The organism is Streptomyces sp. NPDC051636 (genome assembly GCF_044453765.1).
In the GTDB taxonomy this organism is placed as follows: Bacteria; Actinomycetota; Actinomycetes; order Streptomycetales; family Streptomycetaceae; genus Streptomyces.
Genome location: NZ_JBITDA010000003.1, coordinates 358,846 through 384,588 on the forward strand (window position 1 = coordinate 358,846; position 25,743 = coordinate 384,588).

A 25,743-nucleotide genomic window follows, 5' to 3' on the forward strand; every position below is an offset into this window, starting at 1 on the left:
CACCAACGTCCGGCTGGAAACGGTCAGTTGGCGAACACCGTGACACCGTCCTCGGCCGAGTGCCGCGGTGCCGGCTCCTCCGCCTCGTGGGTGAGCGCTCTCCGCCGTACGACCACGACCAGCGCGCCCAGCACCGCGGTGACCGCCGCGACCACGAACGGGATGTGGATGTCCGTCCACTCCTCGATCTTCGGCGCGAAGCAGGGCGCCGCCGCGGCCGCGAACCACCGCACGAAGTTGTAGCCCGCGCTCGCCACCGGGCGCGGCGCGTCCGACACGCCGAGGGCCAGCTCGGTGTAGACCGTGTTGTTCACACCGATGAAGGCGCCGGACAGGATCGTGCAGACGACCGCGGTGGTGTGGTCGCCGTAGCCGAGGACGAGCACGTCGGCGGCGAGCAGCAGCAGCGAGCCACCGAGCACCGTCAGCGAGCCGAACCGCTCCTGCATGCGCGGCGCCACGAGCACCGAGAACACGGCGAGCAGCACGCCCCAGGCGAAGAACACGGCACCTGACTTGTACGGGGTCATGTCCAGTACGAACGGGGTGAAGGCCAGCACGGTGAAGAACGTGTAGTTGTAGAAGAACGCCGACACCGCCGCCGAGGCCAGGCCGCCGTGGCCCAGCGCCTTGAGCGGGTCCAGGAGCGAGATCCTGCGGGCGGGCTTCGGCTGCTCCTTCAGGAACGCCGTGACGCACAGGAAGCCGACCGCCATCAGCGTGGCCGTGCCGAAGAACGGGTAGCGCCAGCTGATGTTGCCGAGCACCGCGCCCAGCAGCGGGCCGCAGGCCATGCCGAGGCCGAGGGCGGACTCGTACAGCAGGATCGCCGCCGCGCTGCCTCCCGCCCGTCGCCCACCACCACCCTTGCCTGACGCGCTGCGCGCGGCCCCCATTGGATTCGCCGCGCCGACGATGACCGCGAGGGCCGTGGAGACGAACAGGGCGTTGCCCAGGCCCCAGCCCGTCCGGTAGCCGACGAGTTGCGCGACCGAGTCCGACGTACCGGCGAGGCCCGCGAAGGCCACCACGAAGGCGAGGCCGAGCAGCAGGGTCTTGCGGCCGCCGATGCGGCTGGAGACGAAGCCGGTCAGCAGCATCGCGACGGCGGTGATCAGGAAGTACGAGGTGAACAGCAGGGAGACCTGGCCGGCGGTGGCGTGCAGGCCCTGGGCGATGGACGGCAGGATCGGGTCGACCAGGCCGATGCCCATGAAGGCGACGACGGACGCGCCGGCCGTCGCCCAGACCGCCTTGGGCTGCCGCGGGAGGCCGCCGGCTCCGGCATCGAAGGTGTCCATGCCTTCTCCCCTCCAGGAAGTAGTTGGTATATACACACAATAGGTTAGGATGGCTAATTAATGCAAGCTGCATTCATCTGGGCCGGCGGTAATCGGTTCCGCCCGGACGGGTGATCGTCCTTGACGTGGCGCGGCCGGGGTAGGACCGTGGAGCCCTATGAGGGGCGAACCCAGTTGCCCGAAGTGCGGTGGCCGGGTCAGGGCTCCCGGTCTCTTCTCCGATGCCTGGCAGTGCGAAGCGCATGGGGCGGTGTATCCGCTGCAGCCCGTGATCCCGCCCAGCGTCGAGGCCCTCAGCGTGGTCGTGCACCGCACACAGGTGCCGGTGTGGATGCCGTGGCCGCTGCCGGTCGGCTGGCTGTTCACGGGCGTGACGTACGCGGGTGACGACCGCAGCGGCGGCCGTGCCACCGCCGTGGCCTGCTCCGGACCCGGCCCGCTCGGCGGTGTGGGGGAGCTGATCCTGGTCGCGGAGGAACTCGGCGTCGGCCTCGGCGCGCGCTACGCGGGCATCGACGGTCCCGACCCGGGGCCGTACATGAACGTCGAGAAGCCGCCACAGGCCAAGGTCCTCGCCGCCGGCCGCCCGACCCCGCTCTGGCACGTCTTCCGCACCCCCGACGACCGCGCCGTCTTCGCGGGGGAGGCGCTCGGGCTGTGGCTGTGGGCGGTGGTGTGGCCGGAGCAGACCGGGCTGCTGATGTACGACGAGCTGGTGCTGACGGATCTGCGGGACGCCGGGGCGGAGCTGGACCTGGTGCCGTGCGGGGCGCTGTCCCCGAGGCTGTTGGAACCCTGAGAGTCGGCTGTAGGGGGCGCAGTCCCGCTGCGGGTGTGACAGGGCATCCCCTCGCTCCCGCTATCCTTGGGTGTCCCCTTCCGTACCGTCCCGCCTGGAGTCCGCGTCGTGCGCATCGATCTGCACTGCCACTCCACGGCCTCCGACGGTACGGACACCCCGGCCGAGCTGGTCAAGAACGCCGCCGCGGCCGGTCTGGACGTCGTCGCGCTGACCGACCACGACACCACCCGCGGGTACGCCGAGGCGATCGCCGCGCTGCCCGAGGGACTGACCCTGGTCACCGGCGCCGAGCTGTCCTGCCGTGTCGACGGCGTCTCCATGCACATGCTGGCCTACCTCTTCGACCCCGAGGAGCCCGCCCTGCTCGCCGAACGCGAGCTGGTCCGGGACGACCGGGTGCCTCGGGCCAAGGGCATGATCGCCAAGCTGAACGGGCTGGGCGTGCCGGTCACCTGGGAGCAGGTCGAGCGCATCGCCGGGGGCGGCTCGGTCGGGCGCCCGCACGTCGCCTCGGCGCTCGTCGAGCTGGGTGTCGTGCCCACGGTGAGCGACGCGTTCACCGAACAGTGGCTGGCCGACGGCGGCCGGGCTTTCGTGGAGAAGCACGAGACCGACCCCTTCGAGGCGATCCGGCTGGTCAAGGGCGCCGGCGGGGTCTGCGTGTTCGCACATCCGGCGGCCGCCAAGCGGGGCCGTACGGTGCCCGTGTCCCGCATCGCCGAGATGGCGGCGGCGGGCCTGGACGGCATCGAGGTCGACCACATGGACCACGACGCCGACACCCGGGCGTGGTTGCGCGGGCTGGCGAAGGAGCTGGGGCTGCTGGCCACGGGGTCCTCCGACTACCACGGCAGCCGCAAAACCGTGGCACTGGGCGAGTACACGACGGATCCCGAGGTGTACGGGGAGATCACGCGGCGGGCGACCGGGGCGTTCCCGGTACCGGGGACCGGCGGAGCCTGAGGCTCGGCCCCCTCACCCGCTCACGTTCGTTCCACTCCCGGCAAGGCCTGTTCCTCACCCATGTTCGACATCGCCGTCTTCGGCTCCCTGTTCCTCACCCTTTTTGTCATCATGGATCCCCCTGGGATCACCCCGATCTTCCTGGCGCTGACCGCCGGGCGCCCCGCCAAGGTGCAGAAGCGGATGGCGTTCCAGGCGGTCTGCGTGGCCGGCGGGGTCATCGCCGTGTTCGGTGTCCTGGGCCACCAGATCCTCGACTACCTGCATGTCTCCGTCCCCGCGTTGATGATCGCGGGCGGGCTGCTGCTCCTGCTGATCGCGCTCGACCTGCTCACCGGCAAAACGGACGAGCCCAAGCAGACCAAGGACGTCAACGTCGCCCTCGTACCGCTGGGCATGCCGCTGCTGGCGGGCCCGGGGGCCATCGTGTCCGTGATCCTGGCCGTGCAGAAGGCCGGCAGTGTCGCCACGCAGGTGTCGGTGTGGTCCGCGATCCTCGCGATCCATGTCGTGCTGTGGCTGGTGATGCGCTACTCGCTGCTGATCATTCGGGTCATCAAGGACGGTGGCGTGGTCCTGGTGACGCGGCTCGCGGGGATGATGCTGTCCGCGATCGCGGTGCAGCAGATCATCAACGGGGTCAGGCAGGTGATCCAGGGAGCCTGAGCCCTTCGGCGCAGGGCTTGCGCGCGAAACCCCCGCACGGCATCGGTGCCGTACGGGGGTTCGAAGCTTCTGCGGTGATCCGCGTCTGTTACGAGGCCGGGGTCTCGGCCGGTCGGATCCACAGTCGCTGCCCGATGGCGGCGGCCTGCTGAACGATCCGGTTGACGGAGGCGGCGTCCACGACGGTGGTGTCCACGGTGGTGCCGTCGACCTCGTCGAGTCGCATGATCTGGAAGCGCATGGCTTCTCCCTTCGTCTGGTCATCCTCCTGCGGAGAACTACTGGTGTCCTGGTGACATACGTATTCAACGGGCTGCGTGTTACAAACATTCCCTACGCTAAGGAAATTTTTCGAACCGCTAATTACTGATCGGTAAGACGTAGTCATGGGACTGACCGGGACCGGTTGTGTTCGCAGCGTGACCGCCGGGACAATGGAGGCGATGAACGACGACCTCGCGGCCCTGCAAGCCCGCATCGACCGCACGAACGAGCTGCTCCAGCGCATGCTCGCCGAAGTGGCGAAGACGCCCTCGACCCATGCGATCTTCGTCGACGCGGGGTACCTCTACGCGGCCGCGGGCCGGCTGGTGGCCGGGACCGAGGACCGACGCGCCTTCGACCTCGACGCCGAGGGCCTGATCGACGCGCTGATCGACCGCGCCCGCACCATCTTCGCGGACAGCAGGCTGCTCAGGGTCTACTGGTACGACGGTGCCCGGCGCCGCATCCACACCGCCGAGCAGCAAACCATCGCCGAACTCCCCGACGTCAAGGTCCGCCTGGGCAACCTCAACGCCAACAACCAGCAGAAGGGCGTCGATTCACTGATCCGCTCCGACCTGGAGTCCCTCGCCCGGCACCGCGCGATCAGCGACGCGGCCCTCCTCGGCGGCGACGAGGACCTGGTGTCGGCGGTGGAGGCGGCGCAGGGGTACGGCGCCCGCGTCCACCTCTGGGGCGTCGAGGCCCCCGAGGGCCGCAACCAGGCCGAGCCGCTGCTCTGGGAGGTGGACAGCCAGCGCACCTTCGACCTGGAGTTCTTCAAGCCGTACGTCTCCCGGCGCACGGCACCCGCCTACGACCCGGCGGGCGCGGCCCGGCCCACCCGCGAAAACGTCCGCTTCGTCGGCGCCCAGATCGCGGCGAAGTGGCTGGCCGCCCGGGGCCGGGAAGCCCTGGTGGAGCTGCTGCCCGGCCACCCCTATCTGCCCGGCTCGGTCGACCAGGACCTCCTCGTCGAGGCCGAGGGCATCCTCCAGTACTCCCTGCGCGGCCAGGCGGACCTGCGGCGCGCGCTGCGGGACGGGTTCTGGGAGCACTTGCAGACGCAGTACTAGGACAGGTCCCGGGACCTGTGGCCGCTGTCGTCCCAGAAGTCCGCGATCGCGCGGGCGGTGGCCAGCGGCTGGTCGGTGTTGGGTGAGTGCTCGGCGCCCTCGATGACCGTGCGGCGGGCGCGGAGTCGTACGGCCATCTCGTCGAGGAGTGCCACCGGCCAGGTGTCGTCGAGCGCGCCGGACAGCACGTGGAACGGCAGCGGCAGCGCGGCGAGCTCCGCGACGCGGTCCGGCTCGGTGCACAACTGGCATCCAGTGGCGAGGAGTTGGGCGGGCTTGTTGCCCAGCCAGCGGCGCCGCAGGTCCTCCCGGTCGTCGAGGCCGCCGTCGAGTTCGCCGGTGTCGGTGTCCTCGGGCGGCTCCATGGCCTGTATGGCCTCCCACACCTCGGCCATCGTCATCACGGCCAGCGCGTCCCGCAGCAGCTTCACGCGCTGCTGCTGGCTGACGGAAATCTGGGCCGGGCCCGAGGCCATCAGGGTGAGCGAGCGAAAGGGGGAGTGGTCGACGAGGACGGCAGCACGGGAGATCTGCCCTCCCAGGGAGTGCCCCAGCAGATGCACCGGCGTGCCGAGCGTCTCCACCTGCGCCAGCAGATCCCGCGCCAACTCCTGCTGTGCATAGGCGGATTCGTCGTGCTCGGGCCCGTCCGACTCGAACTGGCCGCGGCCGTCCACGGCGACGGTCCGGTACCCGCGCTCCGCGAGCGGCACGTGCAGCGGGTTGAAGTCCTCCTTGCTGCCCGTGAATCCGGGCACCAGCAGCGCGACACCTCTGGGCTCGACACCGGCGGCCACGGGCGCGTCGACGACGGCGAACTCACCGCGCGCGGTGCGCAGTGCGTACGCGCGGGCGCCGGGGGGCGGGGCGAAGGTGGGAGGCCTGCTCATGAGCAGAGGCTATCGGGAGCGGGTCAGCGGCGGTACGCCGACGGCCCGGTCCCACACGAGGTGGGCCGGGCCGTCGGGGTGTTGCGTCGCGTGCCGCTCCGGGTGCCGGATCAGGCCTCCGAGGCCTCCACGGCCGCCGTCGCCTTACGGGTCCGACGCGCGGTGGCGGGCTTCGCCTCGGCCCCCTCGCCGGTGGCGCCGGCCGTAGCCTTGCGCGTACGTCGGCGCGGCTTGACCTCCGGCTCGTCGCTGGCCTGCGCCGGGATCTCGGCCACGGCCTTGCGGGTGCGGCGCGCCTTGGGCTTGGCCTCGGCACCGTCGACCGTGTCCACGGCGGCTTCGGCCGGGGTTTCGGCGGTGGCCGTGGCGGTGGCGGCGGCCTTGCGGGTGCGGCGGGCCTTGGGCTTGGCGTCGGCTTCCGCCTCCGTCTGCACCGGCTCCGGTGCCTCGGTGGCGGTCGCCGCGGTCTTGCGGGTGCGGCGCGGCTTGGCCTCCGTGGCCTCGGCCGTGTCGACCGCCGCCTCGGCCGCCTTGCGCGTGCGGCGCGCCTTCGGCTTCGCCTCGGCGTCGACCGTCTCCGGCGCGTCCGCGGTGGCCGCCGTGGCCTTGCGGGTGCGGCGCGGCTTGGCCTCGGTGGCCTCGGCCGTGTCGACCGCCGCCTCGGCGGTGTCCGCCGTCCTGCGGGTGCGGCGGGCCGTGGGCTTGGCCTCGGCGGTCTCGACCGCGGCCTCGGCCGGGGCCGCAGCCGTGGTCTTGCGGGTGCGGCGCGGCTTGGCCTCGGTGGCCTCGGCCGTGTCGACCGCCGCCTCGGCGGCGTCCGCCGTCTTGCGGGTCCGGCGGCGCGGCTTCTCCTCCGGCGTCTCCGGAGCCGGGGTCACCTCGGTCTCGACCGTGGGCGTGCCCTCGGCCGGTGCCTCGGCCGGCTCAGCCGACTTGCGCGTGCGGGTGCGGCGGCGCGGCTTGTCGGTGACGTCGGCCGTGGCCTCGCCCTCCGCCGTGGCCTCGCCCTCCGCCGTCGCCACGGCGGCCTCCGCGGCCGGCGCGGCCTCGGTCACCGTGGCCTCGACGGCCGGTACCGCCTCCGCCGGAGCCCCGCCGCGCGTACGGCGACGGCGGCGCAGGCGGGGAGCGGTGGCCTCCTCCGCCGTGGCGGCCTCGGCGGCCGGCGACGCGGACTCGACCGGCGCCGTGCCGGGCACGGACTCCAGCGGGGCCCCGCCGCGGGTGCGGCGGCGACGGCGCGGCGTACGCGCCGGACGCTCGCGCTCGGCGGTACGGGACTCACCGGCACGGGCCTCGCCGCCACGGGAGTCACCGCGGCCGCCCCGGCCACCGCGACCACGCGCACCGCGGCCGCCGGTCTCGCCCAGATCCTCCAGCTCCTCCGCGTCGAGCCCGGCGCGGGTCCGCTCCGAGCGCGGCAGGGTGCTCTTGGTGCCCTCGGGGATGCCCAGGTCGGAGAACAGGTGCGGGGAGCTCGAGTACGTCTCCACCGGGTCGTTGAAGTTCAGCTCCAGCGCCTTGTTGATCAGCTGCCAGCGCGGGATGTCGTCCCAGTCGACGAAGGTGATCGCCGTACCCTTCGCGCCCGCGCGGCCCGTACGGCCGACCCGGTGCAGGTACGTCTTCTCGTCCTCGGGGGACTGGTAGTTGATGACGTGGGTCACGCCCTCGACGTCGATGCCGCGCGCGGCCACGTCGGTGCAGACGAGCACGTCCACCTTGCCGTTGCGGAAGGCGCGCAGCGCCTGCTCGCGGGCGCCCTGGCCGAGGTCGCCGTGGACCGCGCCGGAGGCGAACCCACGGTGCTGCAGCTGCTCCGCGATGTCGGCCGCCGTGCGCTTCGTACGGCAGAAGATCATCGCCAGCCCGCGGCCCTCGGCCTGCAGGATGCGGGCGATCATCTCCGGCTTGTCCATGGAGTGCGCGCGGTAGACGAACTGCTTGATGTTCGCGACGGTCGCGCCCTCGTCGTCCGGCGCGGTGGCGCGGATGTGGGTGGGCCGCGACATGTACCGGCGCGCGAGGCCGATGACCGCGCCCGGCATGGTGGCCGAGAACAGCATGGTCTGGCGCTTGGCCGGCAGCATGCCGATGATCTTCTCGACGTCGGGCAGGAAGCCCAGGTCGAGCATCTCGTCGGCCTCGTCGAGGACCAGGCACTTGACGTGCTTGAGGTCCAGCTTCTTCTGGCCGGCCAGGTCCAGCAGACGGCCCGGGGTGCCGACGACCACGTCGACGCCCTTCTTCAGGGCCTCGACCTGAGGCTCGTAGGCCCGGCCGCCGTAGATCGCGATGACGCGTACGTTGCGCACCTTGCCCGCGGTCAGCAGGTCGTTGGTGACCTGCGTGCACAGCTCGCGCGTGGGGACGACGACGAGCGCCTGTGGGGCGTCGGTGAGGGCCTCGGGGGCGGCGCGTCCGGCCTCCACGTCGGCGGGGACGGTGACGCGCTCGAGGAGCGGAAGACCGAAGCCCAGCGTCTTGCCGGTGCCGGTCTTGGCCTGGCCGATGACGTCCGTGCCCGAGAGGGCCACGGGGAGCGTCATCTCCTGGATGGGGAAGGGAGTGATGATGCCGACGGCCTCCAGGGCCTCGGCTGTCTCGGGAAGGATTCCGAGGTCTCGAAACGTCGTAGTCAGGGTGCTGCCTCTTCTGTGTGGGCGGCGCGAGGCGAGCGCGGGGGTCGTGTCGGACCGTGCCGGGGACGTCGGCGACCGTACGGGCAAACCGCTCGGGCAAGCCGTATGGCACGGGACCTCTGCCAACGCTCTAGCGCTCGTACCGCTTGAGGGTCCCTCCGGTTGTCGTACGCGTAATGCTTGTACGGCCGGGAGGGCTGTCGGGTCGGAGCCGATCGGGCCACCGACCGGGCATCCTCATGCGTGCGGCCTGTCGAGTACGTCGAACAACGTCGGCATACTCAGCAGGCGCATTACCACCATACCCCGGATTCGCGCACATGCGATGGCCGATTTGGTCACGTAGTCGTCGTCACAGTGGTTGACCAGGGGCTTCATCGCAGCGGCGAGCGGGCTATTGTGCGCTTCATGACGAGCTCTGACAAGCCTGACAACGCCACCGCCGAACACACCGGCGTCGCCGCCCAGGACTGGGCCGAGGCCTCCGCCGACCCGCAGTACCGCGCCGCGGTCGTGGACCTGCTCGGTGCGCTCGCCTACGGGGAACTCGCGGCGTTCGAGCGGCTCGCGGAGGACGCCAAGCTGGCGCCCACGCTGGAGGACAAGGCGGAGCTGGCGAAGATGGCGTCCGCGGAGTTCCACCACTTCGAGCGGCTGCGGGACCGGCTCACGGAGATCGGCGCGGAGCCGACGCCGGCCATGGAGCCGTTCGTCGCGGCACTCGACGGCTTCCACAAGCAGACCGCGCCCTCGGACTGGCTGGAGGGCCTGGTCAAGGCATACGTCGGCGACTCGATCGCCAGCGACTTCTACCGGGAGGTCGCGGCCCGCCTCGACTCGGACACCCGCGCCCTGGTGCTGGCCGTGCTCGACGACACCGGTCACGCCGGGTTCGCCGTCGACCGGGTGCGCGCCGCCATCGACGCGGACCCGCGCGTGGGCGGCCGGCTCGCCCTGTGGGCGCGGCGCCTGATGGGCGAGGCCCTCTCGCAGTCCCAGCGGGTCGTCGCCGACCGGGACGCCCTCTCCACGATGCTCGTCGGCGGCGTCGCGGACGGCTTCGACCTCGCCGAGGTCGGCAAGATGTTCTCCCGCATCACCGAGGCGCACACCAAGCGGATGGCTGCGCTGGGGCTTGCCGCCTAGTGTCCCGGTCTTGAGGTCGTGGCACACGATCTCAAGACCGGACGCCAGGTGTGCTGTCCGGCGGATCATGGCGCAGGGACCCGACGGTGCCCGATCAGTGCGGGTGAGCGGGGAGGGCGGGCCAAGCCCCGCGTCTGCGGCATGACTCGCCGGACAGGCCCTGGCGATGCCGGCCGGCGGCGCCGCTCACGCCGTCGCTGATCGTCGGCGGAGCCTTCTCGTGGGGCGCAGCAGCAGGGAGAGCGAGGCCGCGGAGACGACCGCCGCGCCGAGCAGGCTCGGCAGGACGGTGCCGGGGCCCAGCGCGCTGTGCGTGACGAAGTCACCGAAGAGGGCTCCGGCGAGGCCGGTGCAGAACACCAGGGCGCGGGCGGGCAGCCGGTGCGCCAGCCGGTGCACCGCGGCCCAGGCCAGCACCAGACCGAGCAGGGCGGAGCCGAGAGCTTCCAGAATCATGACGGGGGTCCCTCCCACGCGGCCGGCTGCGCATCACGGTCGTAGCCCGTCATACCCGTGACCTGCGGAATGCAATCCTCCCCTGCGAGTGAGTGGTGCTCTGTTTGTGAGCTCTGTCACAGGGTGCGGTGAAGAGGATACGCGGAAGGGCCCGGCGGCTCTGCGCGACGCAGCGTCGCTCTGCGCCACCGGGCCCTTCCCTGTGCGTGGGGCGTGTCCCGCGTACGGACTACAGCGGGCCGAAGCCCACCTTGCGGACCGTGGGCTCGCCGCACTCGACGTACGCCAGGCGGTCCGCCGGCACCAGCACCTTGCGGCCCTTCTCGTCCTCGAGGCTCAGGAGCTGCGACTTTCCGGTCAGCGCCTCGGCCACCACGCGCTCGACCTCCTCCGCGCTCTGACCGCTCTCCAGAACGATCTCGCGGGGCGCGTGCTGCACGCCGATCTTGACCTCCACGGCTATGTCCCTCCGACGGTCAGTGAGTGCGCGAACTTCCGCGCCGTACCCAGCACACATTAGCCCGGTGAGGGGACGTACACGCTCCGCGCAAGAACGCCAGGAGCGAACAGGGCCCGGGAACGAACCCCCCGCGCACGCGCGCGTGTCAGTGCTGCTCGGTGCCGTGCAGCGGGAAGCCCGCGATGCCCCGCCAGGCCAGCGAGGTCAGCAGCTGCACCGCCTGGTCGCGCGGCACGCTGCGGTCGCTGTGCAGCCAGGAGCGCGCGACCACCTGGGCGAGGCCGCCGAGACCGGAGGCCAGCAGCATCGACTCGGCACGCGACAGGCCCGTGTCCTCGGCGATCACCTCGCAGATCGCCTCGGCGCACTCGTTCGTGACCTTGTCGACGCGCTCGCGCACCGCGGACTCGTTCGTCAGGTCCGATTCGAAGACCAGGCGGAAGGCGCCGCCGTCGTCCTCCACGTACGCGAAGTACGCGTCCATCGTCGCCCGGACACGCTGCTTGTTGTCGGTCGTCGACGCCAGCGCGTGGCGTACGGACTGGATCAGCGACTCGCAGTGCTGGTCCAGCAGCGCGAGGTAGAGGTCCAGCTTGCCCGGGAAGTGCTGGTAGAGCACCGGCTTGCTGACCCCGGCGCGCTCGGCGATGTCGTCCATGGCGGCCGCGTGGTAGCCCTGGGCGACGAAGACCTCCTGGGCGGCGCCCAGGAGCTGGTTCCGGCGGGCACGGCGCGGCAGGCGAGTGCCCCGCGGGCGTGCCGCCTCTGTCTGCTCGATGGCTGTCACGCCGCCTCCCAAATTCACGTCCACATGCGGTGTGCGCCGCGCGGCCATCGTACTTTTCGGTAACCGTGCTGCGCGCGGTGCGAGCGCAGAATTTCACGTACCGGACCGTGGCGAAAGCCGTACGGACCTCCGCAGGGCAGGGCAGGCCGTCACGTCCCGGGTGAGCGGTGGCCGTCCCCCGGGTCAGCGGTAGTCGTCCTCGTCGAGGGAGACGACACGTGCCTGTTCGACCAGATCCGCCTCGTTGGCGCGGTCCGGGTCCACGCCGGTGAGCGGGTCGTCGCGGTCCGGGGCGAGGTCCGCGTGCTGCTCGGCGGCGTCGCCCTCGGGGGCCTCGACGTCGATCTCCGCGAGGTCGTCGGTCTCGAGTTCCTCGAGCGTCTCGGGATCGGTGGGGTCATAGGCCATGGTGGGCTCCCTTCCTACGGAACGTCCCTGGAAGCAGCAGGGGCCACATGCGGGTGCCCTTTGTACGAGCCTAGGAGACACCCGATGTCGACGCTATGCCATGTACTGCCGATCGCGTCGCAGTGTGGAGCACCCCGGACCGCGGCGATGAATCTGTGACGGCGAACACATGAACCACTACGTGATCGTCTCGTAACATTGCCGCATGTCTTCGACCGAGTTGCCGTCCGTGCCGGCCGCGAGCGTCCTTCCGAGGGTGTCGCCCGTCAGGGTCGCGGAGGGCGAGCGGCTCAGGTCGGTGGGTCTGTCGGGGGTCACGCTGACGGTCCGGTCGAGACGACCCGCGCGCGAGGGGCTGCCGCCCGCGCTGTACGTCCACGGGCTCGGCGGATCCTCCCAGAACTGGTCGGCACTGATGCGGGAGCTCGACGGCGTCGTCGACAGCGAGGCGGTCGACCTGCCGGGCTTCGGTGACTCCCCGCCGCCGGACGACGGCGACTACTCCGTCACCGGGCACGCGCGCGCGGTGATCAGCTATCTCGACGCGGCCGGGCGCGGCCCCGTCCACCTCTTCGGAAACTCCCTGGGCGGCGCCGTCGCCACCCGCGTCTGCGCCGTGCGGCCCGATCTCGTCCGCACGCTCACGCTCGTCTCGCCCGCGCTTCCCGAGCTGCGTGTGCAGCGGACGGCGGTGCCGACGGGGCTGCTGAGCGTGCCCGGCGTGGCCGCGCTCTTCACCCGGCTCACCAAGGCATGGACGGCCGAGCAGCGCGTCCGGGGCGTCATGGCCCTGTGCTACGGAGACCCCGGCCGGGTCTCGCCCGAGGCGTTCCGGCACGCCGTCGAGGAACTGGAGCGGCGGCTGCGGCTGCCGTACTTCTGGGACGCGATGACACGCTCCGCGCGCGGGCTGGTCAACGCGTACACACTCGGCGGCCAGCACGGTCTCTGGCGCCAGGCCGAGCGCGTCCTCGCCCCGACGCTCCTGATCTACGGCGGCCGCGACCAGCTGGTCGGCTACCGCATGGCCCAGAAGGCGGCCCGTTCCTTCCCCGACTCCCGCCTGCTGTCGCTGCCGGACGCCGGTCATGTGGCGATGATGGAGTACCCGGAGACGGTGGCCGGGGCGTTTCGGGAACTTCTCGCCGAGGCCGGGGAGTTGGAACTGGTGCCGGGCGCTGCCGCGAGCTCGGGCGAGGGCTCGTTCTCGGGGGCTTCGGCTTCGGATTCCGGCGGGTCGGCCGAGGGCGGCCCGGGTGATGCCGGTGGCCCGGCGGACGAGGGTGTGCCGGCAACGGCCGGTACGGATTCCGGGGGCGGCTGCGCTGCCACGGGTGCGGGGGGCTGAGGGGCGACGTGGGACGCCACAGCCGTCGTGGGCCTGCCCCCAAGCGTTCCAAGGGCGACTCCGCGGACACAAGCGCACAGGCCTCCGGCGGGTCTCGGCCGGCGCCGGCCACGACCCAGGACCGACAGGAGCCCGGCCAGGCTCCGGGCGCGGTGCCGGGCGGCCGACCGGGGCCCGGACCCGTGCCGCTGCCGGGCCAGCGCCGGGCACCGATGGACGGGGCGCCGGGGTACGGGGTGCCGCGGGTGCCGGAAGGCGGGCCGACTCGTGGGGTGCCGCGCCTGGCTGACGGTACGCCTGCTCGTGGTGTACCGCGTTTCACCGAGGGCACGCCGGAGCGGGAAGCGCCGCGCTTCCGGGGTGCGGCCCAGACTCAAGGGGGCACGCCTGCCAGGGGTGCCGCGCGTTTCCCTGAGGGGACGCCGGGTCAGGGTGTCCCGCGTCTCGCCGACGGCACGTCCGCTCCCGGTGCGCCGCGCTTCGCCGACGGCGCTCCCGCGCGAGGTGTGCCCCGCATGCCCGACGGCACCCCGGCCGGTGACGTGCCCCGTGTTCCCGGCGGCAGCCCCGCCCACGGCTTCCCCCAGGCCCGCGGTGGCCATCCCCAGCAGCGGGAACCGGGCGGCGGCTGGGGCGAGTTCGCGGGGCGGCGTGAGGGCGGTGGGGCCGTGCACCCCGGGACGGGTGCGGCCGGGCCCGGGACTGCCGTGCCCCGGCAGCGGCAAGGGGGTCCCGGCGGGCCCCGGAAGGAGTACCTGGACGCGTTCGACGCGGGGCTCGACGAGGACGACGACCTCTTCGCCTCCCGGTCGGCTCCCGGCGGGCAGCGCGCGGAGTCGCACGTACCCGCGCCCGGCCCGGCACTCGAGACCGCCGGCGCGGACGACGACCTGCCCCCGACCGGCGAGCCCGCGCAGGCCAAGGGGGCCAAGGGCCGCACCTTCACCGGTATCGCGGCGGCCGCCGTCACCACGGTGCTCGCGGTGATCGTGGCCGGGCAGGTCACCGACGGCCATGACGGCACCGCCGCACAGTCGCAGTCCGCCACCGACGGGTCCCGCGACGCCCGCGACCCCGCCTCGCGCGGGGGCGACCGGCCGACGCCGTCGGGGTCCCCCAGCGTGGCGGCACTGACGTACGAGCAGAAGATGGGCGAGAAGTACCCGCTCAGCGCCACCCTCAAGGGCTCGGGGAAGTTCGACGCCGTCCCCGGTGTGGACAAGGCGCCGGGCAAGGGGCGGAAGTACACCTACCGCGTGGACGTGGAGCAGGGACTCGGCCTGGACGGCGAGCTCTTCGCCGAGGCCGTGCACAAGACGCTCAACGACGACCGCAGCTGGGCCCACAGCGGCGCCCGTACCTTCGAGCGCGTCTACTCCGGCAAGCCCGACTTCGTGATCACGCTCGCCGCCCCGGGCACCACCGCCGACTGGTGCGCCAAGTCCGGACTGGACACCACCGAGGACAACGTCTCCTGCGACTCGGCCGCCACCGAACGCGTGATGATCAACGCCTATCGATGGGCACAGGGCTCGAAGACGTACGGCGACAAGATCCACTCCTATCGCCAGATGCTCATCAACCACGAGGTCGGCCACCGGCTCGGCTACGGCCACGTCACCTGCGACAAGGACGGCGAGCCGGCCCCGGTGATGCAGCAGCAGACCAAGTTCCTCGACCACGACGGGATTCACTGCCTGCCCAACCCCTGGCCGTATCCCAAGAGTTGACAGGTGGCGCTTGCGTCACGTTGACACGCGCCGAAAGTTCGTTCATATTTCTGCGCATGTGGTCTAGTCATGCCGTCGACAGCAGCGCCGCCATCGAGCTGGCGCTCATCGGCGTGGCCGCGCTCTGCGTGGCCGACATCCACTGTCGCTGACGCCGCCCCCTGGCGTTCGCGTCGCGATTTCTCACCATCCTCTCCGTGACTCGGTCACGGCTTTTCCGACGACCCGGCGCCGGGGCAGACGTCTGTGCATTTTCGTCTCACTCCTCGTCCACTTGTCTCACCATCCGAGAGGTCGTCATTCCGATGCGTCAATCGTCCGTCAGAGCGCGCCGCGTGGCCGCGGCATCCGTCAGCCTCTTCGTGGCAGCGGGCGCCGCCGCCTGCGGGCCGAAGGACAACGATGCCGAGGGCTCCGGTGGCGACTCCGCGCCGCACAAGGGCGGCACCCTCACGGTCCTGAACTCCGAGGCGCAGACGGACTTCGACCCCGCCCGCCTGTACACCTCCGGCGGCGGCAACGTCCCGTCCCTCGTCTTCCGTACGCTCACCACCCGCAACCGCGAGAACGGCGTGGCAGGCGCCAAGGTCGTTCCCGACCTGGCCACCGACACCGGGCGCCCCAACAAGGACGCGACCGTGTGGACGTACACCCTGAAGAAGGGCCTCAAGTACGAGGACGGCACCCCGATCACCTCGGCCGACATCAAGTACGGCATCGAGCGCTCCTTCGCCCCCGAACTCTCCGGCGGGGCGCCCTATCTGAGGGACTGGCTGGTCGGCGCCGCGGACTACCAGGGGCCGTACAAGGACAAGAAGGGCCTGACGGCGATCGGGACGCCGGACAGCCGGACGATCGTCTTCCACCTGAACAAGCCGGAGGGCGAATTCCCCTACCTGGCCACGCAGACGCAGTTCACGCCCGTCCCCAAGAGCAAGGACACGGGCACCAAGTACGAGGAACACCCGGTCTCCTCGGGGCCGTACAAGGTCGTCAAGAACGAGAACGACGGCGAGCACCTCGTCCTCGAGCGCAACACGTACTGGTCGGCCGCCACGGACGCCGAGCGCAAGGCCTACCCGGACACCGTCGACGTACGGTCCGGGCTGGACTCCTCCGTGATCAACCAGCGGCTGTCCGCGTCCCAGGGTGCGGACGCCGCCGCGGTCACCACCGACACCAACCTCGGCCCGGCCGAACTCGCCAAGGTCAGCGGCGACAAGGAGCTGGCCACGCGTGTGGGCACCGGCCGCTTCGGCTACACGAACTACATCGCGTTCAACCCGGCGGTCAAGCCGTTCGACAACGCCAAGGTGCGCGAGGCGATCTCGTACGCCATCGACCGGTCGTCCGTCATCAACGCGGCGGGCGGTTCGGCGCTGGCCGAGCCCGCGACCACGTTCCTGCCGGACCAGAAGTCCTTCGGCTACACGCCGTACGACCTCTTCCCGGCCGGCGAGACCGGCAACGCGGCCAAAGCCAAGGAGCTGCTGAAGGAGGCCGGGTACAAGAACGGGCTCACGATTACGCTCACGCACTCCAACAGCAAGGACTTCGAGACCAGCCCGGAGATCGCGACCGCGATCCAGGACGCGCTCAAGAAGGCCGGCATCACGGTCAGGCTGCAGGGCCTGGAGGACAACGACTACCGGGACAAGATCCACAACGTGAAGAGCGAGCCGGGGTTCTTCCTCGCCCACTGGGGTGCCGACTGGCCCTCCGGCGGCCCCTTCCTCGCCCCGATCTTCGACGGCCGGCAGATCGTCAAGGCCGGTGCGAACTTCAACACCGGCCTGCTGAACGACAAGTCCGCCAATGCCGAGATTGACGCGATCAACAAGTTGACGGATCTTGACGCTGCCGCAAGCGGTGGGGCGCGCTGGACAAGAAGATCGGCGAGCAGGCCCTGGTCGTGCCGCTGTTCCACCCCGTCTACAAGCGCCTGTACGGCAAGGACGTCAAGAACGTCGTGATCAGCGACTGGACCGGCGTCCTGGACATCTCCCAGGTCGCGGTCAAGTAATCAACAGGTCTGGTCAAGACATCATGAGTGAGGCCCTGTTGGCCTCTGAGACCGCCGGGACGGACACCTCCGTCCCGGCGGTCTCGGGGGCCCGTCCGTTCTGGCGGCGGCTGCGCGAGCAGCGCGCCGCCCTCGTCGCCGCGGCCGTCGTCGCGCTGCTCCTCCTGGTCGCGCTCGCCGCGCCGCTGCTCACCGCCCTCGAGGGCCAGGACCCCACCACGTACCATCCTTCCCTCATCGACTCGGCGCGCGGGGGCGTGCCCGTCGGGTCGTTCGGCGGCATCGGCGCCGACCACTGGCTCGGAGTCGAACCGCAGACCGGGCGCGACCTGTTCGCGCGGCTGGTGTACGGGGGGCGGGTCTCCCTCGGTGTCGCGCTGGCGGCGACGGTGGTGCAGGTCGTCCTCGGCGTCACGATCGGTGTCGCGTCCGCGCTGGGCAACCGATGGGTTGATCAACTGTTGAGTCGGGTCACCGACATCATCATCGCCATGCCACTGATGGTCATGTCGCTGGCACTGCTCGCGATCGTCCCGTCGAGCTTCCCGCGGCCCGTCCTGGTCACGCTGGTCATCGGCCTCATCGCCTGGGGCAACATCGGGAAGATCGCGCGCGCCCAGACGCTCACGCTGAAGGGGCTCGACTACGTCTCCGCCGCCCGGCTGAGCGGCTGGAACACCTGGCGCATCGCCCGCCGCGAGCTGCTGCCCGGCCTTGCCGCGCCCGTCATCACGTACGCGGCCCTGCTCGTGCCCATCAACATCTCGACCGAGGCCGCGCTGTCCTTCCTCGGTGTGGGCGTGAAGCCGCCCACACCGTCGTGGGGACAGATGCTCACCGCCGCCGACGTCTGGTACCAGGCGGCGCCGCAGTACCTGCTGCTGCCCGCTGGCGCGCTGTTCGTCACCGTGCTCGCCCTGACCGTGCTCGGCGACGGAGTGCGCACGGCCCTCGACCCGCGCGCGGCCTCGCGGCTGCGGGCCGGCACCGGCCGGAAGCGGGAGGAGAAGGCATGAACGGCTTCGGTGGATTCGTCCTGCGCCGCGCCGTCGGCGCCCTGGTCACCCTGCTCGCCATCTCGGTGATCATCTACGTGGTCTTCTACGCCACCCCCGGCAACGTCGCCCAGATCACCTGCGGCCCGCGCTGCTCGCCGGAGCAGGTGCACCAGGTCGCCCGGCAACTCAGGCTCGACGACCCGCTGTACGTGCGGTACTGGCACTTCCTCCAGGGCCTCCTCGTCGGCCAGGACTACTCCACGGGCACGTCGGTCGCGCACTGCCCGGCGCCCTGCCTCGGGCTCTCCTACCAGAGCGACCAGCAGGTCACGGACATCATCCTGGCCAAACTGCCCGTCAGCCTGTCGCTGGTGGTCGGCGCGATGGTGGTGTGGCTGGTGCTCGGCGTCGGCACCGGTGTGCTGTCCGCCTGGCGGCGCGGCCGGATTTCCGAGCGGATCCTGACCGCCGTCACGCTCGCGGGCACGGCCACCCCCGTCTTCGTCATCGGCCTGGTCCTGATGATCGTCATCTGCGGCGAGCTCCAGCTGCTGCCCTTCCCGCAATACGTGAAGTTCACCGACGACCCCGAGCAGTGGGCGTGGAACCTGCTGCTGCCGTGGCTCTCGCTCGCGCTGGTCGAGTCGGCCGCGTTCGCCCGCCTCACCAGGGCGGCGATGCTGGAGACACTCGCCGAGGACCACATCCGCACCTTCCGGGCGTACGGCGTGGGGGAGCGGTCGATCACCGGGCGGCACGCGCTGCGCGGCGCGCTGGCGCCCGTCATCGCGCTGAACGCCAACAACGTCGGCTCGGCCGTCGGCGGCGCGGTCCTCACCGAGACCCTCTTCGGCCTTCCCGGCGTCGGCCAGGAGCTGGTGCACGCGGTGGACGTCGTCGACCTGCCGGTGGTCGTCGGCATGGTCCTGGTCATCGGCTTCTTCGTGGTCCTCGCCAACGCCGTCGCGGACGTGCTGTACGCGGTGGCCGACCGACGGGTGGTGCTCGCATGAGCCTGGTGGAAGTCACGGACCTGACCGTGGAGTTCGGGTCCCTGCGGGCCGTGGACGGGCTGTCCTTCCGCCTGGAGCCGGGCGCCGCCCTCGCCCTGGTCGGGGAGTCCGGCTCCGGCAAGTCCACGGCCGCCGGCGCCCTGCTGGGCCTGCACCGGGGCACGGGAGCCCGGGTCGGCGGCTCGGTCCACGTCGCCGGCACCGACGTACGGGGAGCCTCCCACGAGGAACTGCGGCGGCTTCGCGGGGCGAAGGCCGCCATGGTCTTCCAGGACCCGCTGTCCTCGCTCGACCCGTACTTCGCGATCGGCGACCAGATCGCCGAGGTCCACCGCGTGCACACGCGCGCGTCGCGACGGGCGGCACGCGCGCGTGCCGTCGAGGTCCTCGACCGGGTTGGAATCCCGGACCCGGTACGCCGGTCCCGTTCGCGCCCGCACGAGTTCAGCGGCGGCATGCGCCAGCGCGCCCTGATCGCCATGGCACTGGCCTGCGAGCCGGAGCTGCTCATCGCCGACGAGCCGACCACCGCCCTGGACGTGACCGTGCAGGCCCAGATCCTCGACCTGCTGCACACCCTGCGCGAGGAGACCGGCATGGGCCTGCTGCTCGTCACCCACGATGTCGGCGTCGCCGCCGAGAGCGTCGACGAGGTGCTGGTCATGCGGCACGGCAGAGCGGTCGAGCACGGGCCGGTCACCGCGGTCCTGGGGGCGCCCGCCGAGCCGTACACCCGGGAACTGCTCAGCGCGGTCCCGCGCGTGGACGCGCCGCGCACCGCCTCCGAGGCGACCGAGGAGGTCGTGCTGGAGGCGACCGGCCTCCGTCGCGAGTTCGGCCGCGGCAAGCGGGCGTTCGCGGCCGTCGACGACGTGTCGCTGACCGTCCGCCGGGGCGAGACCCTCGGCGTCGTCGGCGAGAGCGGCAGCGGCAAGACCACCCTGGGGCGCATGCTGGTCGGTCTGCTGGAGCCGACGGCCGGGGAGGTCCGCTACGACGGCCGCGCGCACACCGGCGTGAACCCGGCCGTGCAGATGGTCTTCCAGGACCCCGTCTCCTCCCTCAACCCCCGCCGCAGCGTGGGCGAGTCCATCGCCGACCCGCTCCGCGCGCGGGGAGAGAGGGACGAGGAGCGCATCCGGGGGCGCGTGACGGAACTGCTGGAGCGCGTGGGGCTCGAAGGGACGCACCATGACCGCTACCCGCACGAGTTCAGCGGCGGACAGCGCCAGCGCGTGGGCATCGCGCGGGCGCTCGCGGCCGGCCCGCGCGTCATCGTCTGTGACGAGCCCGTCTCCGCCCTCGACGTCACCACCCAGGCCCAGGTGGTCGCCCTGCTCGGCGAGTTGCAGCACGAACTCGGACTCGCGCTGGTCTTCGTCGCCCACGACCTCGCCGTGGTACGACAGGTCAGCGACCGGGTCGCGGTGATGCGCCGCGGGCGGGTCGTCGAGTGCGGGCCCGCCGACGAGGTGTACGACAACCCGCGGGACCCGTACACCAGGCAGCTGCTTGCCGCCGTACCTGCCCTCGACCCGGAGGTCGCGGCCCGGCGGCGGGCCGCCCGCCGGGAACTGGCCGCCGTGTGACCGTACGCGTCCACGTGATCTCCTAGCGCGACGGAACGCGGTCCGCACGGGAAAGTTACGACCGTTCACCCCTTTTGGTGGCGCGACGGACAACCGTCCGTCGCGCCACCGGCTTGTCCGCATACGTTCGTCCCGCTGCGAGCCGCCCGGACGAACGGCGGCTCCCCAGACGGGAGATCGGGGGTGCACACGTGCGCATCGGACTGCTGACGGAGGGTGGCTACCCGTATGTGAGCGGTGACGCCGGACTCTGGTGCGACCGGCTCGTGCGCGGGCTCGGGCAGCACGAGTTCGACATCTACGCGCTCAGCCGCAGTCGGCGGCAGGAGGACGAGGGCTGGATCCCGCTTCCACCGCAGGTCAGCCGGGTGCGTACGGCGCCGCTGTGGACCGCCGAGGACGACGGGGTCGTGTATGGCAGGCGCGCGCGCCGGCGCTTCGCCGAGTGCTACGGCGAACTCGCCGGGGCGGTCTGTGCCGGGTCGGACGCTGCGTCCGATGCCCTGGCGGACCGTTTCGGCAGTGCGCTGTACGGACTCGCGGAACTCGCCCGCGACGAGGGCGGACTGCCCGGCGCGCTGCGCTCGGAAGCCGCCGTCCGCGCACTGGAGCGCGCCTGTCGCGCGCCCGGCGCCCTGCGCGCGGCGCGCGAGGCCCGCGTCCCCGAACTGCTCACCGTCGCCGCACACCTCGAACGCGCCCTGCGCCCCCTCTCCCTCGACTGGTACGAGGACGACGGCCTCGGCTCGGCCGACCTCTGCCACGCGACGACCGGCGGCCCGGCGGCCCTGGCCGGACTCCTCGCCGGCCAGTTCTGCGGGGTGCCGCTGCTGGTCACCGAGTACGGCGTACAACTGCGCTCCCACTACCTGGCCGCCGGCCCCGGCACGGCGGCCCCGGCGGTACGGGCCCTGCTCGCCGCCTTCCACGGCCTGCTCGCCGCCGAGGTCTACCGGCGGGCCGCGATCATCACACCCGGCAACGCGCACGCCCGCCGCTGGCAGGAGCGCTGCGGCGCGGACCGCGCCAGGATCCGCACCGTCCACCCGGGCATGGAGGCGTCCCGCTTCGCGGAGGTCGGCGAGTCCCCGGACCGCGCCGACCCGGACACACTGGTGTGGGTCGGCCGGGTGGAGCCCGCCAAGGACCTCATCTCGCTGCTGCACGCCTTCGCCGAGGTGCGCAGGGACCAGCCCAAGGCACGGCTGCGCATCGTGGGGGCGGCGAACGGACCCGAGGGGCAGGCGTACCTGGGTCATTGCAAGGTGCTGGCCGCGCAGCTCTTCCCGGACGAGGCGGAGGGCGCGCACGCGGTCGGCGAGAACCCGGTCTCGTTCGAGGAGATCGGCGGCCCGGAGGCCCCGACCCTCGCCGACGCCTATGCGGCCGGCGCCGTCGTCGTCCTGTCCAGCGTCGTCGAGGGCTTCCCGATCAGCCTGGTCGAGGCCATGTTCTGCGGGCGCGCCACGGTGTCCACGGACGTCGGCGCGGTGGTGGAGGCCGTCGGCGGCACCGGACTGGTCGTGCCCCCGCGCAATCCGCGGGCGCTCGCCGAGGCGTGCGTGGCACTGCTGCGTGACCCCGAGCGCCGTGCGCGCCTTGGTGCCGCCGCCCGTGCCCGCGCGCTCGAACTGTTCACCGTCGAGCAGAACGTCGCGGCATTTCACGGCATTTACCTGGAGATCGTCTCGCACTGCCCCGTGCGGCGCGTCGTCCTCGGCGAGACCGGCGAGCCCCTCCCGTTCGCCGTCCCGGCCGAGGTCCACCTTCCCGGCCACGGCCCCGGCTGGGCGGCCGGTGCACCGGTGCGGGCCACCGGGCTGACGGCGACGGAGGCGGCGCGATGAGCGATCCGAACCGCCCCGGGACCCCTGACAGCCCCGGCGCGCGGGACGCCTGGTCGGAGGAACCGCCGGCGGGGGAGGAGGTGACGGGCGGGACGGCGCCGGCGGCGACGGTTGCGGATCCGGGGTTACCGGATGCGGAGGCGCGGCGGGAGCCGGGAACCGCCGAGGGCCCTGCGGCCGATGCCCTCGCCCGGCGTCAGGCCGGTCCCGGCGCAGTCGGCGTGGTCGGTGGAGCCGGAGGAGAGGCAGGCAGCTCCACCATGTCCGCCGCACGCCGGGGCGTCACCGACCCGGTGAAGGCGCTGATGCACCGTCACCGCGAGCTGTGCGAGCGGGCCGTGGACCCGTTGGAGATCGCGGCGGGCCTGGAGGCACACGGCGTCACCGACCGGACCGCCGTGCGCTTCCGTCACCGCGACGTCTTTTCGCTCGCCGAGGAGATGTTCGCGCGCGTGCCCCGCGACGGCGCCCCCCTCCCGTCCACCGACGCCACCGCCTCTCCACGGGCCCGTCCCGACTGGGTCCTGCTCACTCTCCTGCCCGGTGCCCTCGGCGCGGCCGTCGTCACCGGCCTGCACCTCACCCATGGCCGGCCGCGCCAGCTGGTCGCCGCCGCCGGCCTGCTCGCCGTGGCCCTCGCCGTGCGCGCGGCACTGCGCCGGGGCCCGCTGAGCACACTGGCCGCCACGCGCGCGTGGCGCACCGCGACCCGCACGCGCGCGTGGACCACCTGGCTGCTCGTCTACGCCCTGCTCGGCGACGGCCTGCTCAGCGCCACTCTGGACGGCGGCCCCGACGGCCTGCCGACCGGCACGCCGGACGGCCCGTGGCCCCTGTCCACCGCACCCGTCCTGGCCCTCGTCCTGTCCTGCGCCCCGGCGGCCTGGTGCGCCCACCTGTTCACCGTTCAGGCTCGCCGCAGACTCGCGGCCAGCCGCGGCCTGGAGGAGTTCGCCGCCGCCGCGCGACCGGTGCTGCTCGGCACGTTCGCCCTGTTCCTCGGCGCCCTCACGGGCCTGCTCGCCCTGTGTGGCGCGGCCCTGCACGAGCCCGCCGCCTACCCCCAGGCCCTCACCCTGGGCGCCCTGCTGCTGCTCGCCCGCCTCCTCACCGTCCACCACCACCGTCACGCGCCGGCCCTCGTCCTGGCCGCCGCGTCCGCGACCGAGGCGGCGGCCCCGGCGCTGGTCCTCTCGGGCCGCCTGCCCGGGTGCGCCTTCCTGGCGACCCCTGTGGAGTCGCTCGTGGACACCTGGGGCGCGGGCAGCGTCCCCACCCTCGCCTGCGCGACCGCGGCCCTGGCCCTCCTGGTCCACGCGAGCCGCACCCTGACCCGGGCCTCGGCCCACGCGCCGCCGGATGACGGGACGAAAGACCGGAGTGGAGGCCACGTGTGACGGCCCCACGACCAGTTCCCGACACCACTCGGGCCACCCCCGCGACATCACCCAGCCGCAGGCGCCCGGCCCACCGCCGGAGGCAACCGCACCACCCCCTGAAGGAGAACCCCAGATGACCACCTCCCGACCCGGAGCCTCCGGAGCCACCGGAACAGCCGGAGCACCCACCCCGGGAGCCGTCCGATGAGAGTCCTGCTGATCGGAGCCAACGGCTACCTCGGCCGCTTCGTCGCCGACCGCCTGCTCGCCGACCCGGCCGTCCAGCTCACCGCACTCGGCCGCGGCGACGACGCCGACGTCCGCTTCGACCTGGCGACGGGCAGCCCCGGCGCCCTCACCCGCTTCCTCGACGCGGTCCACCCGGGCGTCGTCATCAACTGCGCGGGTGCCACCCGCGGCGGCGCCCGTGAGCTCATCCGGCACAACACCGTCGCCGTCGCCACCGTCTGCGAGGCCCTGCGCCGCAGCGGCTGCGGCGCCCGTCTGGTGCAGATCGGGTGCGGCTCCGAGTACGGCCCGAGCCAGCCCGGCTCCTCCACGGCCGAGGACGCCGTACCCCGGCCCGGCGGCCCGTACGGCGTCAGCAAGCTAGCGGCCACCGAACTGGTCCTGGGCTCCGGCCTCGACGCCGTCGTGCTCCGTGTCTTCTCGCCCGCCGGCCCCGGCACCCCGGCCGGCTCCCCGCTCGGCCGCCTCGCCGAGGCGATGCGCCGCGCGATGCAGTCCGGCGACGGCGAGCTCAAGCTCGGCGGCCTCGGCGTCCAGCGCGACTTCGTCGACGTACGCGACGTCGCCCGCGCCGTGCACGCCGCCTCGCTGTCCGCCGCACAGGGAGTGATCAACATCGGCTCGGGCCGCGCCGTGCGTCTGCGGGACGCCGCCACCGTCCTCGCCCGCGTGGCCGGGTACGGTGGCGCCCTGCACGAGCTCGACGGGCCGCCCGGACCCCTGCGGGCCGCCATCGGTCACCCCCGCTCCGACACCGACCACGGCTCCCCGGTCGCCTACCCGTACCCGGACGGCTGCGGCAGCTGGCAGCAGGCCGATGTGCGCACCGCCCGCGACCGGCTCGGCTGGCGGCCCCGGATCAACCTCGAGGAGTCCCTCGCCGACATCTGGATGGAGGCGGCATGCCGTATCTGACCAGCACCAGGGCGGGCACCGCGTGCACCCGCCTGCGCACCGGTTTCGGCGTCCCGGGCTACGCCCACCCCCTCGTCGCCCCGACCGAGTGGGCCGAACTCACCCGCCCGGGCGCGCCCCTGCACTGGGTCGTCCTCAACGTCGCCCAGGGCCCTGGCACCCGTCCCGACCCGCATTGCCTTCAGGCGGCCGGCCGGCTGCGCAACGCGGGTGTCCGCGTCCTCGGCCACCTGGACGCCGCGTACGGCGTCCGCGCTTTCGGCGAGTTGGTCTCCGACGCGCACCGCTTCCTCGACTGGTACCAGGTCGACGGCTTCCTGCTGGGCCGCTGCCCCGCCGAGCGCACCGCGCTCGGCGGGGTCCGCCGCACGGTCACCACGCTCCGGGCGATCCGTGCCGACGCCCATATCGTCCTGGGCCACGGCACCCACCCGTATCCGGGCTACGCCGAGAACGCCGACCAGCTGGTGACCTTCTCGGGCTCCTGGGGCGACTACCGCTGGTCGCAGGTCGCCGAGTGGACCGCCGACTACCCGCCCGACCGCTTCTGCCACTTCGTGCACGGCGTGCCGGCCGGCCATCTCGACGAGGCGCTGCGCATCGCCCGCTGGCAGGGCGCGGCGACCATCTGGTTCACCGACCGCACCGACCGGGGCGGCCGCATCGACCCGTGGGAGTCCATGCCCGGCTACTGGGACGAAATCGTCTCGCGTGTCGGAACGGGTGTCTCGGAATGAAGAAGGCCATGGCAGTGTTACGAGGAGAACAACTGTAGTGATTGACCGACCAAC

The 25,743-nt window shown here is 72.3% G+C and carries 23 protein-coding genes and 1 pseudogene; 16 read left to right on the plus strand and 8 right to left on the minus strand.

Going from position 1 to position 25,743, the window contains the following annotated elements; genetic code table 11:
- Positions 1-23 precede the first annotated feature (23 nt).
- Positions 24-1,301 carry an MFS transporter gene (locus ACIBBH_RS08665; RefSeq protein ID WP_399403338.1) on the minus strand — a complete coding sequence of 426 codons (1,278 nt, stop codon included), beginning with the start codon at positions 1,299-1,301 and terminating at the stop codon, positions 24-26.
- 157 nt (positions 1,302-1,458) lie between these two features.
- Here ACIBBH_RS08665 and ACIBBH_RS08670 point away from each other — a divergent pair, with 157 nt between their 5' ends.
- From ACIBBH_RS08670 to ACIBBH_RS08680, 3 genes are all read left to right on the plus strand, one after another.
- Positions 1,459-2,100, plus strand: coding sequence for a DUF6758 family protein (locus ACIBBH_RS08670; RefSeq protein ID WP_399403340.1), 642 nt, complete (start codon positions 1,459-1,461; stop codon positions 2,098-2,100).
- 108 nt (positions 2,101-2,208) lie between these two features.
- Positions 2,209-3,066 (plus strand): PHP domain-containing protein, encoded by an 858-nt coding sequence (locus ACIBBH_RS08675; protein WP_399403342.1) that lies wholly within the window; start codon positions 2,209-2,211, stop codon positions 3,064-3,066.
- Between the two features lie 60 nt (positions 3,067-3,126).
- Positions 3,127-3,732 (plus strand): MarC family protein, encoded by a 606-nt coding sequence (locus ACIBBH_RS08680; RefSeq protein WP_399403344.1) that lies wholly within the window; start codon positions 3,127-3,129, stop codon positions 3,730-3,732.
- 88 nt (positions 3,733-3,820) lie between these two features.
- Here ACIBBH_RS08680 and ACIBBH_RS08685 read toward each other — a convergent pair whose 3' ends face one another.
- A complete protein-coding gene (locus ACIBBH_RS08685) occupies positions 3,821-3,973 on the minus strand; it encodes a hypothetical protein (protein WP_399403346.1) in 153 nt (50 codons plus the stop codon).
- A gap of 193 nt (positions 3,974-4,166) precedes the next feature.
- Here ACIBBH_RS08685 and ACIBBH_RS08690 point away from each other — a divergent pair, with 193 nt between their 5' ends.
- Positions 4,167-5,072: an NYN domain-containing protein gene (locus ACIBBH_RS08690; protein ID WP_399403654.1), complete on the plus strand. Its 906-nt coding sequence runs from the start codon at positions 4,167-4,169 to the stop codon at positions 5,070-5,072.
- Here ACIBBH_RS08690 and ACIBBH_RS08695 read toward each other — a convergent pair.
- Positions 5,069-5,962 (minus strand): alpha/beta fold hydrolase, encoded by an 894-nt coding sequence (locus ACIBBH_RS08695; RefSeq protein ID WP_399403348.1) that lies wholly within the window; start codon positions 5,960-5,962, stop codon positions 5,069-5,071. The genes ACIBBH_RS08690 and ACIBBH_RS08695 overlap by 4 nt on opposite strands.
- 110 nt (positions 5,963-6,072) lie before the next feature.
- Positions 6,073-8,511, minus strand: a complete 2,439-nt coding sequence (locus ACIBBH_RS08700) for a DEAD/DEAH box helicase (protein WP_399403350.1) — start codon at positions 8,509-8,511, stop codon at positions 6,073-6,075.
- A gap of 492 nt (positions 8,512-9,003) precedes the next feature.
- Here ACIBBH_RS08700 and ACIBBH_RS08705 point away from each other — a divergent pair, with 492 nt between their 5' ends.
- Positions 9,004-9,750, plus strand: a complete 747-nt coding sequence (locus ACIBBH_RS08705) for a ferritin-like fold-containing protein (protein ID WP_399403352.1) — start codon at positions 9,004-9,006, stop codon at positions 9,748-9,750.
- Between the two features lie 186 nt (positions 9,751-9,936).
- On the opposite strand, the gene ACIBBH_RS08710 is transcribed toward ACIBBH_RS08705, so the two are convergent.
- From ACIBBH_RS08710 to ACIBBH_RS08725, 4 genes are all read right to left on the minus strand, one after another.
- Complete coding sequence (locus ACIBBH_RS08710; RefSeq protein WP_399403354.1) at positions 9,937-10,206, minus strand: hypothetical protein; 270 nt, start codon at positions 10,204-10,206, stop codon at positions 9,937-9,939.
- Between the two features lie 229 nt (positions 10,207-10,435).
- The gene (locus ACIBBH_RS08715; RefSeq protein ID WP_399403355.1) at positions 10,436-10,663 is read right to left on the minus strand and encodes a DUF3107 domain-containing protein; all 228 of its coding nucleotides are present in this window, start codon (positions 10,661-10,663) and stop codon (positions 10,436-10,438) included.
- A gap of 148 nt (positions 10,664-10,811) precedes the next feature.
- Positions 10,812-11,453, minus strand: coding sequence for a TetR/AcrR family transcriptional regulator (locus ACIBBH_RS08720; RefSeq protein ID WP_399403357.1), 642 nt, complete (start codon positions 11,451-11,453; stop codon positions 10,812-10,814).
- Positions 11,454-11,636: 183 nt separating this feature from the next.
- Positions 11,637-11,861: a hypothetical protein gene (locus tag ACIBBH_RS08725; RefSeq protein ID WP_399403359.1), complete on the minus strand. Its 225-nt coding sequence runs from the start codon at positions 11,859-11,861 to the stop codon at positions 11,637-11,639.
- Positions 11,862-12,066: 205 nt separating this feature from the next.
- On the opposite strand from ACIBBH_RS08725, the gene ACIBBH_RS08730 reads away from it, so the two are divergent.
- The 11 genes and pseudogenes from ACIBBH_RS08730 to ACIBBH_RS08780 all read left to right on the plus strand — a co-directional run bounded on the left by ACIBBH_RS08730 (position 12,067) and on the right by ACIBBH_RS08780 (position 25,689).
- A complete protein-coding gene (locus ACIBBH_RS08730) occupies positions 12,067-13,209 on the plus strand; it encodes an alpha/beta fold hydrolase (protein ID WP_399403361.1) in 1,143 nt (380 codons plus the stop codon).
- 8 nt (positions 13,210-13,217) lie between these two features.
- A complete protein-coding gene (locus ACIBBH_RS08735) occupies positions 13,218-14,939 on the plus strand; it encodes a DUF3152 domain-containing protein (protein ID WP_399403363.1) in 1,722 nt (573 codons plus the stop codon).
- A 56-nt stretch (positions 14,940-14,995) separates the two neighbouring features.
- Entirely contained in the window at positions 14,996-15,091 is a 96-nt protein-coding gene (locus ACIBBH_RS08740; RefSeq protein WP_399403365.1) for an Ms4533A family Cys-rich leader peptide, read from the plus strand.
- Positions 15,092-15,244: 153 nt separating this feature from the next.
- Positions 15,245-16,962 (plus strand): annotated as a pseudogene (locus ACIBBH_RS08745) (ABC transporter substrate-binding protein).
- A 23-nt stretch (positions 16,963-16,985) separates the two neighbouring features.
- The gene (locus tag ACIBBH_RS08750) at positions 16,986-17,978 is read left to right on the plus strand and encodes an ABC transporter permease (RefSeq protein WP_399403367.1); all 993 of its coding nucleotides are present in this window, start codon (positions 16,986-16,988) and stop codon (positions 17,976-17,978) included.
- Positions 17,975-18,973 (plus strand): ABC transporter permease, encoded by a 999-nt coding sequence (locus ACIBBH_RS08755; protein ID WP_399403369.1) that lies wholly within the window; start codon positions 17,975-17,977, stop codon positions 18,971-18,973. The genes ACIBBH_RS08750 and ACIBBH_RS08755 overlap by 4 nt, the downstream gene beginning before the upstream one ends.
- On the plus strand, positions 18,970-20,562 hold the full coding sequence (locus ACIBBH_RS08760) for a dipeptide ABC transporter ATP-binding protein (RefSeq protein WP_399403371.1): 1,593 nt from the start codon (positions 18,970-18,972) through the stop codon (positions 20,560-20,562). Before ACIBBH_RS08755 ends, ACIBBH_RS08760 begins: the two co-directional genes overlap by 4 nt.
- A 191-nt stretch (positions 20,563-20,753) precedes the next feature.
- Entirely contained in the window at positions 20,754-22,409 is a 1,656-nt protein-coding gene (locus tag ACIBBH_RS08765; protein ID WP_399403373.1) for a DUF3492 domain-containing protein, read from the plus strand.
- Positions 22,406-23,806: a hypothetical protein gene (locus tag ACIBBH_RS08770; RefSeq protein ID WP_399403375.1), complete on the plus strand. Its 1,401-nt coding sequence runs from the start codon at positions 22,406-22,408 to the stop codon at positions 23,804-23,806. Before ACIBBH_RS08765 ends, ACIBBH_RS08770 begins: the two co-directional genes overlap by 4 nt.
- A gap of 186 nt (positions 23,807-23,992) precedes the next feature.
- Positions 23,993-24,952, plus strand: coding sequence for an NAD-dependent epimerase/dehydratase family protein (locus ACIBBH_RS08775; RefSeq protein WP_399403377.1), 960 nt, complete (start codon positions 23,993-23,995; stop codon positions 24,950-24,952).
- Positions 24,940-25,689 carry a spherulation-specific family 4 protein gene (locus ACIBBH_RS08780; RefSeq protein WP_399403378.1) on the plus strand — a complete coding sequence of 250 codons (750 nt, stop codon included), beginning with the start codon at positions 24,940-24,942 and terminating at the stop codon, positions 25,687-25,689. The genes ACIBBH_RS08775 and ACIBBH_RS08780 overlap by 13 nt, the downstream gene beginning before the upstream one ends.
- Positions 25,690-25,743 lie beyond the last annotated feature (54 nt).